We start from the raw sequence: 16,023 nt of genomic DNA, 5'->3' as shown, positions 1-16,023 counted from the left end.
TCACCTCCTTTATAAACTCATGTGATTATAATCTCAATTTAATGAAGCATTATCATGATTTAATGGTACTTCGCTCATATTATCACTACCATAATATTGACTTTCAGTTTCACTATTAATAGTAAATCTATTATCATTAATTAGTCTTGCAGTTTCATTATTAAATGGTGTTTCTTGCATTTCTTGAATATGATTTGTAGTTTCCATAGGTAGTAAATTATGAATAATTTCACTTGCACCAGCAATTATGGTAGGTACTGCATAAGCATTATTAAAATCATTATTAATACCCATAGCAACACCACTTGATATTAAACATCCACCAGTAGCCATATTACAAATCTTTCTTATTGTTTCAAATTTATTAGGTATTAACTCAGTTAATCCACTAATAAGATTTGAAATACCATAAGCATTTAAACTAATATATGTATCTCAATCCATTAATGACTGATTTTCTTGTTTATTTAATAGTAATCATGGCGGACCTTCTGTTGTAGTTGTGATTGGAGCTGGTGTTGTTGGAATAATAGGATTAATATTATTTTCAGTTCATTTACTATAATTTGCTAATCCAATTGTTCCTAAACCTAGTAATATTTTTTTACTACTATTAATTAATTTAGTTTTAGTATTTGGTCTTTGATTTAAATTTCAAATATCTAAACCTAATTTTTTACCAAATAATAAACTATTAATTGAACCTAATACTGGATTTGCAATTACTTGACCATAATAAGCACTTGTACCAATCATTGCACAAATTGGACTTATTCCAGTTCTAATTAATTTAGCTGAATTATACTTGTAAGTGCAAGTAAATAAAATTGCAAAAAATTCTCATATAAAAATTTCATAATGCTAAATTTAGTTTAGAAAAAAGTAAGGAGTTTTTATATGAGTTATAAACATCTTGGCATAGATGAAAGGATTTATATTGAGAATCAATTGAAATTTAAATTTAAAATTAGTGAAATAGCTAAAAATCTTAATCGAAGTATTAGTACTATTATTCGAGAAATTAATAGAAATAAAGATAATAATCATTATTTTTCATTAATTGCACAAAATAAAGCTGAAAATCGAAAACAATCACATATTAGTTTTCATAAGTTTAAAAATAAGAATTTAGTAAAATATGTACAACAAAAATTACTATTAGGTTGATCACCTGAACAAATTTATGGCAGAATTAAAAATTTTCATAAAGAGTAAGTTATTAGTTTTAAAACAATTTATACTTGAATTTATTTTGGAATGCTTGATAAAGTTACTAGTAAAAATTTAAGAAGAAAAGGTAAAAAACGAAAATCTAAAGAAAATCGTGGCAAGTTTAATGGTAAATCAATTAAAGAACAAGATATAAATGTTAATGATCGTATAACACTTGGTCATTGAGAAGGAGATACTATAGTATCATCAAGAGGCAAAAGCAAATCATGTTTAATAACTTTAGTTGAAAGAGTATCACGATTTACTTTAGCAATATTAGTTAAAAACAGAACTACTAAAGTTATTAATAAAAATGTCAGTTATTATTTATCAATTCTTCCTAAAAACATTGTTAAAACTATTACTTTTGATCGTGGCAAAGAATTTTCAAATTGACAACAACTTGAAAAAAATTTAGATGTAAAAATTTATTTTGCCAATCCATATTCACCTTGACAAAGAGGTACTAATGAAAATACTAATGGTTTAATTAGAGAAAAATTTCCTAAAAAATTTATTTTTTCAAAAACTAATAAAAATGAAGTTCATAAATTTATATTGTCTTTAAATCAAAGACCGAGAAAAATATTAAATTATCTTTCACCAATCGAATATTTGGATAGAAAAATAATTTAGTTGCACTTACCTTTACAATTTAGCATATAAAGAATTAACAAAACGTTTAGTTGAAAAAATGTTGAATTCTGAGATGCAAAATTATTTAGGATATGAAAAAAATCAACATAGTAATAGTGACAATGCTCGTAATGGTATAAGTTCAAAAAAATTAATAACTCAACAAGGTAAAATTGAGATTGATGTACCACGAGATCGTAATAGTAATTTTACTCCTGTAATAGTGCCAAAAAGACAGAGAAGATTTGATGGTTTTGATCAACAAATTCTTTCCTTATATGCAAAAGGTATGACATTATCAGATATTAGAATGCAGTTACAAGAGTTATATCATGGTGCTAATATTAGTGAAAGTGTTATTAGTCAAATTACTGATGATGTGATTGATGATGTCAAAGCATGACAAAATAGACCATTAGAAGGCATTTATCCCATTGTTTATTTTGATTGTATAGTAGTTAAAGTACGACAAGATAAACGCATTATTAACAAATCAGTTTATATAGCTTTAGGTGTTGATTTAGAAGGTAAAAAAGATGTTTTAGGTTTATGAATTAGTGAAAATGAAGGCGCTAAATTTTGATTAGCAAATTTCACAGAAATGAAAAATCGTGGCTTAAATGATATTCTTATTGCTTGTAGTGACAACTTAACAGGCATGTCAGAAGCAATACAATCAGTTTATCCTAAAACTGAACATCAATTATGCATTGTTCATCAAATTAGAAATAGTTTAAAATATGTCTCATATAAGCATAGAAAATCTCTAGTTGCAGATTTAAAACCAATTTATACTGCGTGTAGTGAAGAACAAGCAATGCAAGCTTTAGAATCATTTGAAAGTAAATGAAATAAACACTATCCTCAAATTGCTAAAGCTTGATATAAAAATTGAGAAAATTTAATGGTTTTTATTAGTTATCCTACAGAAATCAAAAGAGTAATTTATACTACAAATGTTATTGAATCTGTTAATAGTCAACTACGAAAAGTCATCAGAAATAAAAAAGTTTTTCCAAATGATATGGCAGTTTTTAAAATATTTTATTTAGCAATTGAAAATATAACAAAAAAATGAACAATGCCCATTCAAAATTGAAATACAGCAATTGCTCATTTTATGATAAAATTTGAAGACAGAATTAATCTGAACTAGTACTTTGCAAAACAAAGAAACACAGATTACTAAAAAGCTTCGAGGCAAAAGCAAATCATGTTTAATAACTTTAGTTGAAAGAGTATCACGATTTACTTTAGCAATATTAGTTAAAAACAGAACTACTAAAGTTATTAATAAAAATGTCAGTTATTATTTATCAATTCTTCCTAAAAACATTGTTAAAACTATTACTTTTGATCGTGGCAAAAAATTTTCAAATTGACAACAACTTGAAAAAAATTTAGATGTAAAAATTTATTTTGCCAATCCATATTCACCTTGACAAAGAGGTACTAATGAAAATACTAATGGTTTAATTAGAGAAAAATTTCCTAAAAAATTTATTTTTTCAAAAACTAATAAAAATGAAGTTCATAAATTTATATTGTCTTTAAATCAAAGACCGAGAAAAATATTAAATTATCTTTCACCAATCGAATATTTGGATAGAAAAATAATTTAGTTGCACTTACCTTTACAATTTAGCGAAAAAAAATTAACTAAACACTTTCTATTTTAAATGATTAAAATTAAAATAATGTTATTGTTAATAAAACAAGAAATAAGTATATTAATAGTTTTAAAAAAACTACTAAAATATTTTTAAAATTTAATGGAGGATGAAAATGCAAACTTTTATTGGAATTATAGGTTATTTAGCCGGAATATTGTCTATTATAACATTTATTCCACAAGCAATAAAAACAATAAAAACTAAGGAAACTAAACATATAATCTTATCAACTTATATTATTTATAATATTGCTAATCTTTTTTTCTTGATATTTGGAATACTTTCAGTAACATTACCAGTAATGTGACCAGAAGGTGCTGATACTCTTGAAATTGCAATTTGAGGTTCTACCTTAATAATACCGTATACAGTAACAATGACTGCAACTAATTGTATTATTTATGTTAAAGTAAAAAATATGAAAACGTTGGGCGAAAATGCTAAAACTTTGGAGGAATAAAAATAATGGCAAATACTGAATGATGAATTATTACTATAATAGGGATTATTGGAGCACTTATTGCTGTTATAGCATTTTGTCCACAGTCTTTAAAAACAATAAAAACTAAAAAAACAGATGGTATTTCTTTACTTACATTTATTCTTTATACAACAGCTAACAGTTTATGAGTATTATGGGGCATTATTCATTTATCATATCATGGTGGATCTGAATCAACAATTTTAATGAAAGATTTAGTTATAATTTGTGCTAATACACCTTGTGCAATATGATCAGGAATTATTCTTGGTATTAAAATTAATAATATATATAAATATGGTGAAGATTGTAAAAAATGAAAAGGTAAAGTAAATATAAAGAGTAACTTTTAATAGTTTATTTTTTTAAAAAAATAATAATTTATTACTAAAAATGCATTGTAATGATGCATTTTTTAATAGTTATAGTAGTAAAATACTTATCAAAATTAAAAATATAATTTAAGTTATAATATATGTATAATTAAAAATTCTGTGGGGTTAAATAATGATAATTCAAAATGATGTTTATAAAATTCTAGTACAAGTAATCCTAGAAAAAGGTCATTGTAATGTTTTATTAGCACAAATGATGCGAGATAAAAATCTAACATTATAAGAAAAAGAAGCAATTGAAAAAATAGTACTAGGAACCTTAAAAAATCAAATTTATTTAGATTATATATTAAATCAAATATGAAATGTTTTGAAATCAGTAATTACTATTCCTTTTCACATAACTATTTTATTATGAATAGTTTTATATGAAATCTATTTTTTAGAAATTACTAATAAAGAAATTTTCATTGAAAATACTTTAAAAAAAGTAAGCACCATTGATAATAAACTAACATTTATTATTTCTAAAGTATTAGATTTATGTTTTACTGAATTTAGATCAGAATTTAATTTACAAAAAGAAAGTAAACAAAATATTAAATTAATTAAATATAGTTATCCTAGTTGATTATACTCTTTAATAAAATCACAATTTAGTATTAATATTGCAAATCAATTGATAAAAGATAACTTAAGGAAAATTATAAATCTTTTAACTTTTGTTTAAGCGAGATAGTATCTGATGGTATTATTAGTTCAAAGTCAATTTTTAACACAAAATTATATGAAAATGGTGAAATTATTAAACAAGATCAAGCAAGTATGTTAGTTAGTCATATTTTAGATCCACAACCATATGATGAAGTATTAGATATGTGTGCAGGAATTGCTAGTAAAACAGCCCATATGGCAGCTTTAATGTCTAATCACGGTAAGATAGTTGCTTGTGATATAAATGAAGAACGATTAAAAATTGGTGCTACTTATTTAAAAAAATTAGGGGTAACAAATACTAAACTTAAATATGGTGATTCTACAATATTAGATTTTAATAATAAATTTGACAAAATTTTAATTGATGCTCCTAGTACTGCTTGAGGTTTAATTAAAAGAAAACCAGAAGTTAAACTTATCAATTGAAGTAAAGAAGAAATTAATCAGTTAATTACTGTTCAAGCAAAATTATTAAATAAGGCTTATCAACTTTTAAAACCTGAAGCGATAGTTGTGTATGTTACTTGTACTTTCAATATTAAAGAAAATCAAAATCAAATTGAGAATTTTGTTAAAAATCACCCAGATATGACAATCATTGCAGAAAAACAATTTTTTGGTTTTAATAACAATACTGATGGATTTTATATTTGTAAATTAAAAAAAGGAATATAGGGGAACAGTTTATGAAAATAAATGCTAGTTATAAAACAGATGTTGGTAATTATCGTACAAATAATCAAGATGCCGTTTTATATTTACAAATAACACTGGACAAGTTATTGGTGTTGTTTGTGATGGATTGGGTGGTCATAAATGTGGTGAAGTGGCGAGTAATATGGCTGTTAGTATGTTAAAAAAAATTTTTGAAACAACAGATTTTACTAAATTAAAACATGATAAACAAATTCATGCATGTTTAAGTAATGAACAAGCGCTTGATATGGGAACAACTATGGTAATAATTTTAATTACTAATAACAAAGCTTATTTAGTAAATATTGGTGATTCACGTATTTATCAATATAGTGAACAAGGATTAAAACAGTTAACAGTTGATCATAATATTTTAAATTTATATTTACAAAAAAATACAACTAAAGAATCAAGTGTTGATTTAAATCACACTTATTGAAAGGCATTGACTAGTGCTCTTGGTCCACGTAAGCCATTAAAAACTGATATTTTTCATTTACCATTAATAATTCCATCATATTTTCTTTTAACTAGTGATGGTGTTCATGATTTTTTAGAAGAATATGAAATAGTTAATATTTTAGAAAAAAATGGAAATATTAATAATAAAGTTAAATTATTAATTAAGCAAGCATTACTTAATGTTTCAACTGATAATGTTACTGCATTATTAATGGAAATAAAATTTTAGTCTTTTGATATTTTTGTGTAAAATATAAATTATAAATAAGTTAGTAATTTTTAAAAAATAAATTTAAAAGTAATGGTGAAACTAATGGAAATAAATAAATTATTGAATAATCGTTATCATATTTTAAAAATTATTGGTTCGGGTGGTATGGCTAAAGTTTATGAAGCACAAGATAAATATTTAAATCGGCAAGTTGCTTTAAAAGTAATTAATCCAATTTCACCACTAGATGACTTAATAAAAGAACGATTTTTGCAAGAAATTAGAGCAGTATCTAGAGTTAGACATCCCAATGTTATTTTGGTATATGATGTTTTTATTGATAAGAAAGATTGATGCTTAGTTTTTGAATTATTAGAAGGTAAAACATTAAAAGAATATTTAAGTAATTATTCAGTTTTATCAGTTAATGAAGTTATAGTTATTATGAAAGAAATTTTAAAAGGGGTTAATGCGTGTCATTCAGTCAATATTATTCATCGTGATTTAAAACCTGAAAATATTATTTTAACTAGTAGTGGAGCAATTAAAGTTTTAGACTTTGGTATTGCTGTTATTGATGATTATGAAGTTAAAAAACACGCTAATCAAGTTGTAGGAACAATGAAATATATTGCTCCAGAAGTAGTAAAATTTCAAAAACCAACAATTCAAAGTGATATTTATGCTTTGGGTATTATATTATATGAATTATTAGTTGGTAAACCACCTTTTTTTCATAAAAATCCACAAATATTAGCCGCTAAACATATTAAAGAACCAATGCCATTAATTCATGAAATTAATAAGAATATTCCACAAAGTTTAGAAAATATTATTTTGAAGGCAACTGCTAAGAATATTAATGATCGCTATCGGACAATTAGTGAATTGAGTAATGATTTAGATTGTTGTTTAAAAACGGAAAATAAAAATAATATGTTATTTAAGAAAAATTACTTAAATTCACAAAAATTAAAAAAACCATTTTATTTAAAAAAAGAATTTTTATTATCTTTAATTTTAATTATATTATTACTTATTGGTGTTATTATAAGCATATTAATTTTATATTAATTGGAGGACACTATGAATTTTAAACAAGGAATAGTTATTGGAGTTGCAAATAACTTTGTTGAAGTAAGAATTGATAATCAAATTTTTTCTTGTTTAATCAAAGGAAATTTAAAATTTCAAACAGCAAAAATTTTAGTTGGTGATTATGTTAAAGTTAATTTTAAAGATGATAAAAATCCTTTGGTTGAATCAATTTTACCTCGATTTAATGAACTATATCGACCAAGCATTGCTAATGTTGATCAAGTATTAATTGTTAGTTCTCTTGTTAATCCTTTTCTTAGTAGTTTTCTATTAAATAAATTATTAACTATTTTTAATTATTATCATTTAAAAATAATTTTAATATTTACAAAAATTGATTTGGTAACTAAAGATAATGAAGTTTGAACAAAAGTTAAAGCATATCAGAATTTAAATTTACCAACAATTTTTATTTCAAATGTTAAAAAAAATGGTATTGAAGATTTAAAAAAAGTTTTTACAAACAAGTTATCAATATTAACAGGTACTTCAGGAGTGGGAAAGAGTTCAACTTTAAATAGTTTGGATAATAATTTAAAATTATGAACACAGGATATTTCTACAAGTTTAAATCGTGGTAAACATACCACAACTAAAACTCGCCTTTATTTTTTACATGATGGTATTATTGCAGATACACCTGGTTTTTCGGTCTTTCAGTTACAAGGTCTAAGTAGTATTGATATTGCTACTAATTTTCCTAGTTTTACTAATATTTGACAAAATTGTAAGTTTCGTACTTGCTTACATCAGCAAGAACCAGAATGTGCAATTAAAAAAGCAGTTGCAAATAAAATAATTTCTAGTTTTTTTTATGAAGATTATTGTAAAATTTTAATAGAATTCAATAAAATTAATAATTTAAAATAAAGGATGGTAATATATGAAAAAAGAAGTAACAATTGCCGCTAGCATTTTAACTGCTAACTTTCTATCTTTAAAAGATGATTTATTAAATTTACAAAATGCAGGAATTAATTGAATTCATTTTGATGTTATGGATCATCATTTTGTTGAAAATTTAAGTTTTGGTGCAAAAATATTAAGTGATGTATGTAAATTTAGTTCTAATATCAATATTGATTGTCATATGATGGTAAAGATAACAACATCAAAAGTATGTGATTATTTAAAACCATTTATAATTTTACCGCAAGTTAAAAATATTACTTTGCATTATGAAGCATTAACAGAAGAACAATTAAAAGAATTTCTGCAGTGAAAAAACCCTGGTTTTAAAAAAGGAATTGCCATTAATCCTGATACACCAATTTCAAAAATTTATGATTATTTGAAAGATCTTGATACAATTTTAATTATGAGTGTGCAACCAGGTGCGGGTGGACAACGTTTTTTAGATTTAACTATTAATAAAATTAAAATGTTAGTAAAACATATCGATAATAATTTTCCAAATATTACAATTGCTGTTGATGGTGGCATTAATAATTTAACAGCAAATGATTGTATTGCTGCTGGTGCTAATTACCTAGTAGCGGGTAGTTATTTATTAAATAGTGATAATTCAGTAAAAAAACAAGTTGCGATGTTAACAAATTATGAAAAATAGTGATATTAAACAATTAGTAATTGTTTGTCGTGATTATAATTTAAATTGAGAACAATTTATTAATCCAATTTTTATTGGTGTTGAAACTGGTGTTTTATCATTATTAAAATATAACAAACCAATTAAGTTTATTTGTGGTGATAATGATACCATTAATAAACAACAGTTAAAGATTTTAAATGATCAAAGTAAAATACATAATTTTGAAATTATTACTTTTAATAAAGAAAAAGATTTTATTGATAGTGAACTTGCGATAGTTACTGCAATTTCCAAAAAAATTGATTTTCAACAAATAGTGATAGTAAGTGATGGAATACGTTGGGATATGTTACTTGCTAGTATTAATATATTAAAAAAATATGAATGTTTTAACCCAATTTTATTAGGTGAAAATAATTATTGTTTTTTACTAAAAGCAAAATCAGAATATATTTTTTACAATTGACAATTAACATATAAATATATTTCTTTTTTTAGTTTAGACAATGAAGAAGTAATTTATAATTTTAGTGGTTGTAAGTTTTATCCAAATCAAGATATTACTGTTACTAATAATAGTACGCAAACTATTAGTAATGAATTTAACAAAGAAGAAAGACCAAAACTAATTATTAAAAAAGGAAAATGTTTAGTTTTTTTACATAAATAATTTTTAAAATTTAGAAAAACTAATTATTATTTTATGACAAAAGTATATTAATAAAATCTTAAAAAAAAGATAGTATAATAAAAATCATAAACTTAATATAAGTTTTCTAACCCTTATTTTTATTAAAAATAAATGGGTTTTTTTATTTTTTAAAAGAGGAGAAATTAAAAAATGGTAAAAGAAAAAATGTCATCTGCAACAGAGTTAATAAAAAAACTTGAAAGTATAAAGTTAAGATATCAAAAACAACATAATACTCAAATTCCTTATTTTAAAAGAATTATTGAAGAATTAAAAGGTATATCTTTGGTTGCAGATATTCCTAATGTTATTAAAAATCTTAATTATCTTCAAGATAATTGCGGAAAAAGTACTAAAAAATATTCTGATAAAGCAATAATGCCAATTTTATCTTTGTTTACTGTAACTATTAGTTTTTTAGAAGCACAAGTAAATAAGGGGGCATTAGCAATAGATTAAAATATATATAAATATGATTTAAGTAATGTTTTAACTACTTCAGAAGATAAGTTATTTGTAATAGGTTCACAAACTGATTTAGAAGTTAAAATAAAGTATAGAGATAGTTCTAAAAGTTTAGATGATTTAACACTATATGATAGTTCAGACATTAATGAAATTTTTAAAGAAATGCAAGAAAAAATACATGATTTAAAAATACTAAAAGAAGCTAAAAATAAAATATGTGGACAAATTAATAATTTTAATTTGAATTTCAAAAATGAAAAACAATTAGCAAGAAGATGGTGACATTGACCACTTAAATTTTTGACTTGTGGAATGTGAGAAAGTAATAAAATTAAAGCAATTAATAATAAATATAGTAAGGATAGTTTTGATAAATTAATTCGCGAACATAATGGATTAAATGCTAAATTGTAAAGGTAAGTGCAACTAAATTATTTTTCTATCCAAATATTCGATTGGTGAAAGATAATTTGAGGCTTTTTAGTAATCTGTGTTTCTTTGTTTTGCAAAGTACTAGTTCAGATTAATTCTATCTTCAAATTTTATCATAAAATGAGCAATTGCTGTATTTCAATTTTGAATGGGCATTGTTCATTTTTTTGTTATATTTTCAATTGCTAAGTAAAATATTTTGAAAACTGCCATATCATTTGGAAAAACTTTTTTATTTCTGATGACTTTTCGTAATTGACTATTAACAGATTCAATGGCATTTGTAGTATAAATCACTCTTTTGATTTCTGGAGGATAACTAATAAAAATCATTAAATTATCATGAACAAAACGAAAATATCAATATGACAAATAGTAATTTTAAAGGTAAAAATTTAACTGATATATACGATTGAAATGTTAATGAAATATTTAAACGTTGTGGTATTCATATACCAAGTCAAAAGAAATCTGCACAACAATCAGTTCCCGAAAGTACAGCAGTAAATATTTCAACTATTAATTATATTGAACAAAAATTATGACAGTTTAATATTGATATTCTTAAATTTATTCAAATATTATTAAGAATTGATAAAGATTTATTAAATAGTAAAACATTTAATATTAATGATGAACAAGAAATTAATAATTTAACTGTTAAATTAAAATTATTTAATCCCGAAAATAACCAATTAATAGGAGAGAACAATGGAAAACAACAACAAACCACAAACGAAATTTCCACAGAAACAAACTAAACTTAATCAAGCAGAATTAGAAAATGATTATTTAATTGATAATATTCCGTATGATTTTACTAATATGATGGGTGCAACTAGTGACCCTGATATTAATAGAGCATATGATGAATTTAAAAAAAGAACAATATATATTTATGAAATTGAACGTTTATTTAAAAATAATGAAAATAATAGTTTAAGATTTTCAGCAAATACTATTAAAATAGGTTTTATTGATATTGATAAAGTTTTAAAAACTACTGCTGTTGAAACATCAGACTTTACTATGCAATTAAATCAAAGAGCAAGTACTAATATTAATGATAATACTATTGAATATAGTATGACTGATATTAAAAATTTAATATTTCAAGAAATAAATTTATTAAACCAATTTAAATTATATGCTGTATCTATTAATGAACCTTTAACTGAAAATAATATTGATAATTTATATATCATAAATAATTATTCTCAACCTTATCAAAATCCAAAAACAAGAAGTACTAAAAGTATTACTATTATTAAAATTAAAGATTTTAAAACAAGAGATGGTTATCCAATCATTATTAAATTACAAAAACCATTAGATAAAGATACCAAAGTAATTGGTTTAAAAATTAAAGCCCCTAGAAGCATGATTTTTGGCAATATAAAGGTACTTGGTGAAGTTGACAATATGGAAAAGTATACCCCCAAAGTTATTTGTTAAAGATAAGATAGCATTTCCGCTATTATCAATGCCTATTGAAACTCAACCAAAAGTTAGAATTTTACAACAATGATTTAGTGAACAAATCTTACCATGAAATTTAGCAAAACAATTTATTGGACAAGAAAAATCAGTTTTAGATTTAATTAAAATTAGTACTGGTACTGTAACAAGAAAAGAAGTTATTAATAATGCAAGAGTAACTGATACTTGACTAGGTTGAGAAATGGGTGCTGTTTGAGATGGTAATTGACCATTAAAACACGAAATACATTTAGAAGATAAAAAAGTTTTATCTTATAGTAATGAAGGATGATATGTTTATCTTGCAACCAATAATAGATTTAAAAGTATAGCAATTGAAATACAAGATGCGCCAACAATTGATAGTTTACAACAACTTTTATTAGATATGTTAAGTTATACATATAATTATAATAGAAATTTTAATGGTGCAGAATATGATGATAAAGGTAAAGCAAAAAATAAAATGGCAGAATTACGTGATACATTTTCTGGACAAAAACCGGATGAAATAATTACTAACTTATTTAAACAATGAGAGTTTGAATATCCAAATTATATAACTTTACCACAAATACAAATATTTAAACAAGTATTTATTATGTTATCAAAATATATTTATTCATCATTATCAATTAATAAAGGATTAAACGATGATAATAAAATATTATTACCTTATTATTTCGAATTAAAATCAAGTCCTATAAAACCAAGTGATAAAGAAATTTGAAAATTCAAAGATGTAAAAGTAGTGTTAAAATCTGAGTATTTTGACTTTACAGATATTAATAATATTAAATTAAAAAATAATGATATTAGCCAAAATGAATTATTTAAATTAGATGATAATCAATTTAATTGATTATCTATAACTAATGAACTTGAAAGCAATAATATTCCGTCATTAATTCCTGCTGATTGAACATTAAGTAATGGTGAATATGGTAAATATTTTACAAAAACAATTATTAATAAAGATAAAATTAAAGATATATTAAATTTATATGGTTCAAATAAATCTCAATTATTTTCAAAACTAGAATTTTATAAAGAAATTTCACAAATTGATAATATTAATGAATTTGAATTACAAATTGAAAATCCAATTAATAATTTAAATCGGATTGAAATTAGTGGTATATTTGGTGCTGGTAATTATGATTTAATTTTAAAAACTGATAAACAAGAAATAAACTTAAATAATATTAATTTATTTGATAAATATAATGAAAATATTTCATATATGCTAAATTGTAAAGGTAAGTGCAACTAAATTATTTTTCTATCCAAATATTCGATTGGTGAAAGATAATTTAATATTTTTCTCGGTCTTTGATTTAAAGACAATATAAATTTATGAACTTCATTTTTATTAGTTTTTGAAAAAATAAATTTTTTAGGAAATTTTTCTCTAATTAAACCATTAGTATTTTCATTAGTACCTCTTTGTCAAGGTGAATATGGATTGGCAAAATAAATTTTTACATCTAAATTTTTTTCAAGTTGTTGTCAATTTGAAAATTCTTTGCCACGATCAAAAGTAATAGTTTTAACAATGTTTTTAGGAAGAATTGATAAATAATAACTGACATTTTTATTAATAACTTTAGTAGTTCTGTTTTTAACTAATATTGCTAAAGTAAATCGTGATACTCTTTCAACTAAAGTTATTAAACATGATTTGCTTTTGCCTCTTGATGATACTATAGTATCTCCTTCTCAATGACCAAGTGTTATACGATCATTAACATTTATATCTCGTTCTTTAATTGATTTACCATTAAACTTGCCACGATTTTCTTTAGATTTTCGTTTTTTACCTTTTCTTCTTAAATTTTTACTAGTAACTTTATCAAGCATTCCAAAATAAATTCAAGTATAAATTGTTTTAAAACTAATAACTCACTCTTTATGAAAATTTTTAATTCTGCCATAAATTTGTTCAGGTGATCAACCTAATAGTAATTTTTGTTGTACATATTTTACTAAATTCTTATTTTTAAACTTATGAAAACTAATATGTGATTGTTTTCGATTTTCAGCTTTATTTTGTGCAATTAATGAAAAATAATGATTATTATCTTTATTTCTATTAATTTCTCGAATAATAGTACTAATACTTCGATTAAGATTTTTAGCTATTTCACTAATTTTAAATTTAAATTTCAATTGATTCTCAATATAAATCCTTTCATCTATGCCAAGATGTTTATAACTCATATAAAAACTCCTTACTTTTTTCTAAACTAAATTTAGCATTATGAAATTTTTATATGAGAATTTTTTGCAATTTTATTTACTTGCACTTACAAGTATAATTCAGCATATAAATATTGAAATTTAATTATCAAAATATCCATCAGGATATTGACCATTTCATTTTATATCATCTTTAAATGTTGGCTTAATACCAAAATATAAATCTATTTTATTTTCATTATATAAATTTTTAGTTTCTCATATTGTTGTTCCAGCCCCCCCAGTAGACTGTATAGTCATGTCCTAAATATGATTTATAATTATAAGTTTTATAATATGACATTATACTTAATAAAAGTGCAGTTATAACGAGGCTTTTTAGTAATCTGTGTATCTTTGTTTTGCAAAGTACTAATTCAGATTAATTCTGTCTTCAAATTTTATCATAAAATGAGCAATTGCTGTATTTCAATTTTGAATGGGCATTGTTCATTTTTTTGTTATATTTTCAATTGCTAAATAAAATATTTTGAAAACTGCCATATCATTTGGAAAAACTTTTTTATTTCTGATGACTTTTCGTAATTGACTATTAACAGATTCAATGGCATTTGTAGTATAAATCACTTTTTTGATTTCTGGAGGATAACTAATAAAAATCATTAAATTATCTCAATTTTTATATCAAGATTTAGCAATTTGAGGATAGTGTTTATTTCATTTACTTTCAAATGATTCTAAAAGCTTGCATTGCTTGTTCTTCACTACATGCATTATAAATTGGCTTTAAATCTGTAACTAGTGATTTTCGATGTTTGTATGAAACATATTTTAAACTATTTCTGATTTGATGAACTATACATAATTGATGTTCAGTTTTAGGATAAACTGATTGTATTGCTTCTGACATGCCTGTTAAGTTGTCACTACAAGCAATAAGAATATCATTTAAGCCACGATTTTTCATTTCTGTGAAATTTGCTAATCAAAATTTAGCGCCTTCATTTTCACTAATTCATAAACCTAAAACATCTTTTTTACCTTCTAAATCAACACCTAAAGCTATATAAACTGATTTGTTAATAATGCGTTTATCTTGTCGTACTTTAACTACTATACAATCAAAATAAATAATGGGATAAATGCCTTCTAATGGTCTATTTTGTCATGCTTTGACATCATCAATCACATCATCAGTAATTTGACTAATAACACTTTCACTAATATCAGCACCATGATATAACTCTTGTAACTGCATTCTAATATCTGATAATGTCATACCTTTTGCATATAAGGAAAGAACTTGTTGATCAAAACCATCAAATCTTCTCTGTCTTTTTGGCACTATTACAGGAGTAAAATTACTATTACGATCTCGTGGTACATCAATCTCAATTTTACCTTGTTGAGTTATTAATTTTTTTGAACTTATACCATTACGAGCATTGTCACTATTACTATGTTGATTTTTTTCATATCCTAAATAATTTTGCATCTCAGAATTCAACATTTTTTCAACTAAACGTTTTGTTAATTCTTTATATAAACCCCCTTCTTTAAAAACTGTTGTTAAATCTTCAGTATTTTCTAATAATAAATCTACTGCTTTTGATATTGGATCATTATTATTAAAGTTATCTTTTTTAGCCATCTGTAACTCACTCTTTCTAGTCATTTAATT

General features: G+C 23.6%; 20 protein-coding genes and 2 pseudogenes. 17 read left to right on the top strand and 5 right to left on the bottom strand.

Going from position 1 to position 16,023, the window contains the following annotated elements; all coding sequences use genetic code 4:
* Positions 1-9: 9 nt before the first annotated feature.
* Positions 10-756, bottom strand: a complete 747-nt coding sequence (locus AACK95_RS04965) for a hypothetical protein (RefSeq protein ID WP_338979692.1) — start codon at positions 754-756, stop codon at positions 10-12.
* 141 nt (positions 757-897) lie between these two features.
* Here AACK95_RS04965 and AACK95_RS04960 point away from each other — a divergent pair, with 141 nt between their 5' ends.
* The 14 genes from AACK95_RS04960 (at position 898) to AACK95_RS04895 (ending at position 10,646) form a co-directional block, all read left to right on the top strand.
* On the top strand, positions 898-1,215 hold the full coding sequence (locus AACK95_RS04960) for a helix-turn-helix domain-containing protein (protein ID WP_338979691.1): 318 nt from the start codon (positions 898-900) through the stop codon (positions 1,213-1,215).
* Positions 1,216-1,257: 42 nt separating this feature from the next.
* The gene (locus tag AACK95_RS04955; protein ID WP_338979690.1) at positions 1,258-1,848 is read left to right on the top strand and encodes an IS30 family transposase; all 591 of its coding nucleotides are present in this window, start codon (positions 1,258-1,260) and stop codon (positions 1,846-1,848) included.
* A 19-nt stretch (positions 1,849-1,867) separates the two neighbouring features.
* The gene (locus AACK95_RS04950; protein WP_338981046.1) at positions 1,868-3,004 is read left to right on the top strand and encodes an IS256 family transposase; all 1,137 of its coding nucleotides are present in this window, start codon (positions 1,868-1,870) and stop codon (positions 3,002-3,004) included.
* A 4-nt stretch (positions 3,005-3,008) separates the two neighbouring features.
* Positions 3,009-3,470, top strand: coding sequence for an IS30 family transposase (locus AACK95_RS04945; protein ID WP_338979689.1), 462 nt, complete (start codon positions 3,009-3,011; stop codon positions 3,468-3,470).
* A 163-nt stretch (positions 3,471-3,633) separates the two neighbouring features.
* Entirely contained in the window at positions 3,634-3,981 is a 348-nt protein-coding gene (locus AACK95_RS04940; RefSeq protein ID WP_174481527.1) for a SemiSWEET family sugar transporter, read from the top strand.
* A gap of 5 nt (positions 3,982-3,986) precedes the next feature.
* Positions 3,987-4,355: a SemiSWEET family sugar transporter gene (locus AACK95_RS04935; RefSeq protein ID WP_338979688.1), complete on the top strand. Its 369-nt coding sequence runs from the start codon at positions 3,987-3,989 to the stop codon at positions 4,353-4,355.
* A gap of 807 nt (positions 4,356-5,162) precedes the next feature.
* The gene (locus AACK95_RS04930) at positions 5,163-5,729 is read left to right on the top strand and encodes an RsmB/NOP family class I SAM-dependent RNA methyltransferase (RefSeq protein WP_338979686.1); all 567 of its coding nucleotides are present in this window, start codon (positions 5,163-5,165) and stop codon (positions 5,727-5,729) included.
* Positions 5,730-5,808: 79 nt separating this feature from the next.
* Positions 5,809-6,441, top strand: coding sequence for a PP2C family protein-serine/threonine phosphatase (locus tag AACK95_RS04925; RefSeq protein ID WP_338981044.1), 633 nt, complete (start codon positions 5,809-5,811; stop codon positions 6,439-6,441).
* 84 nt (positions 6,442-6,525) lie between these two features.
* Positions 6,526-7,497: a serine/threonine-protein kinase gene (locus AACK95_RS04920; RefSeq protein ID WP_174481523.1), complete on the top strand. Its 972-nt coding sequence runs from the start codon at positions 6,526-6,528 to the stop codon at positions 7,495-7,497.
* 12 nt (positions 7,498-7,509) lie between these two features.
* Positions 7,510-8,391, top strand: a complete 882-nt coding sequence (rsgA, locus tag AACK95_RS04915; protein ID WP_338979685.1) for a ribosome small subunit-dependent GTPase A — start codon at positions 7,510-7,512, stop codon at positions 8,389-8,391.
* Positions 8,392-8,404: 13 nt separating this feature from the next.
* A complete protein-coding gene (locus AACK95_RS04910) occupies positions 8,405-9,091 on the top strand; it encodes a ribulose-phosphate 3-epimerase (RefSeq protein ID WP_252319571.1) in 687 nt (228 codons plus the stop codon).
* On the top strand, positions 9,081-9,743 hold the full coding sequence (locus AACK95_RS04905; RefSeq protein ID WP_338979681.1) for a thiamine diphosphokinase: 663 nt from the start codon (positions 9,081-9,083) through the stop codon (positions 9,741-9,743). The genes AACK95_RS04910 and AACK95_RS04905 overlap by 11 nt, the downstream gene beginning before the upstream one ends.
* A 171-nt stretch (positions 9,744-9,914) precedes the next feature.
* The gene (locus AACK95_RS04900) at positions 9,915-10,223 is read left to right on the top strand and encodes a hypothetical protein (protein WP_338979679.1); all 309 of its coding nucleotides are present in this window, start codon (positions 9,915-9,917) and stop codon (positions 10,221-10,223) included.
* A gap of 171 nt (positions 10,224-10,394) precedes the next feature.
* The gene (locus AACK95_RS04895; protein ID WP_338979677.1) at positions 10,395-10,646 is read left to right on the top strand and encodes a hypothetical protein; all 252 of its coding nucleotides are present in this window, start codon (positions 10,395-10,397) and stop codon (positions 10,644-10,646) included.
* Positions 10,647-10,745: 99 nt separating this feature from the next.
* Here the strand turns inward: AACK95_RS04895 and AACK95_RS04890 are convergent.
* A pseudogene (locus AACK95_RS04890) lies at positions 10,746-11,006 on the bottom strand (transposase); the annotation flags it as partial.
* Positions 11,007-11,029: 23 nt separating this feature from the next.
* Between AACK95_RS04890 and AACK95_RS04885 the strand changes: the two are divergent.
* The 3 genes from AACK95_RS04885 to AACK95_RS04875 are packed head-to-tail and all read left to right on the top strand — an operon-like array spanning position 11,030 to position 13,416.
* On the top strand, positions 11,030-11,425 hold the full coding sequence (locus AACK95_RS04885) for a hypothetical protein (RefSeq protein WP_338979673.1): 396 nt from the start codon (positions 11,030-11,032) through the stop codon (positions 11,423-11,425).
* Positions 11,376-12,119: a hypothetical protein gene (locus AACK95_RS04880; protein WP_338979671.1), complete on the top strand. Its 744-nt coding sequence runs from the start codon at positions 11,376-11,378 to the stop codon at positions 12,117-12,119. Before AACK95_RS04885 ends, AACK95_RS04880 begins: the two co-directional genes overlap by 50 nt.
* On the top strand, positions 12,079-13,416 hold the full coding sequence (locus tag AACK95_RS04875; RefSeq protein WP_338979670.1) for a hypothetical protein: 1,338 nt from the start codon (positions 12,079-12,081) through the stop codon (positions 13,414-13,416). Before AACK95_RS04880 ends, AACK95_RS04875 begins: the two co-directional genes overlap by 41 nt.
* Here the strand turns inward: AACK95_RS04875 and AACK95_RS04870 are convergent.
* The 3 genes and pseudogenes from AACK95_RS04870 to AACK95_RS04860 all read right to left on the bottom strand — a co-directional run bounded on the left by AACK95_RS04870 (position 13,413) and on the right by AACK95_RS04860 (position 15,993).
* Positions 13,413-14,363 (bottom strand): IS30 family transposase, encoded by a 951-nt coding sequence (locus AACK95_RS04870; protein WP_338979395.1) that lies wholly within the window; start codon positions 14,361-14,363, stop codon positions 13,413-13,415. The two genes, AACK95_RS04875 and AACK95_RS04870, sit on opposite strands and share 4 nt — an antisense overlap.
* 120 nt (positions 14,364-14,483) lie before the next feature.
* Positions 14,484-14,642: a hypothetical protein gene (locus tag AACK95_RS04865; RefSeq protein ID WP_338979668.1), complete on the bottom strand. Its 159-nt coding sequence runs from the start codon at positions 14,640-14,642 to the stop codon at positions 14,484-14,486.
* Positions 14,643-14,753: 111 nt separating this feature from the next.
* A pseudogene (locus tag AACK95_RS04860) lies at positions 14,754-15,993 on the bottom strand (IS256 family transposase).
* Between the last annotated feature and the right edge of the window lie 30 nt (positions 15,994-16,023).

It is taken from the genome of Spiroplasma endosymbiont of Lasioglossum malachurum, assembly GCF_964020065.1.
Classification (GTDB): domain Bacteria; phylum Bacillota_I; class Bacilli_A; order Mycoplasmatales; family VBWQ01; genus Spiroplasma_E.
This window is presented reverse-complemented; position numbering and strand designations above follow the sequence as displayed.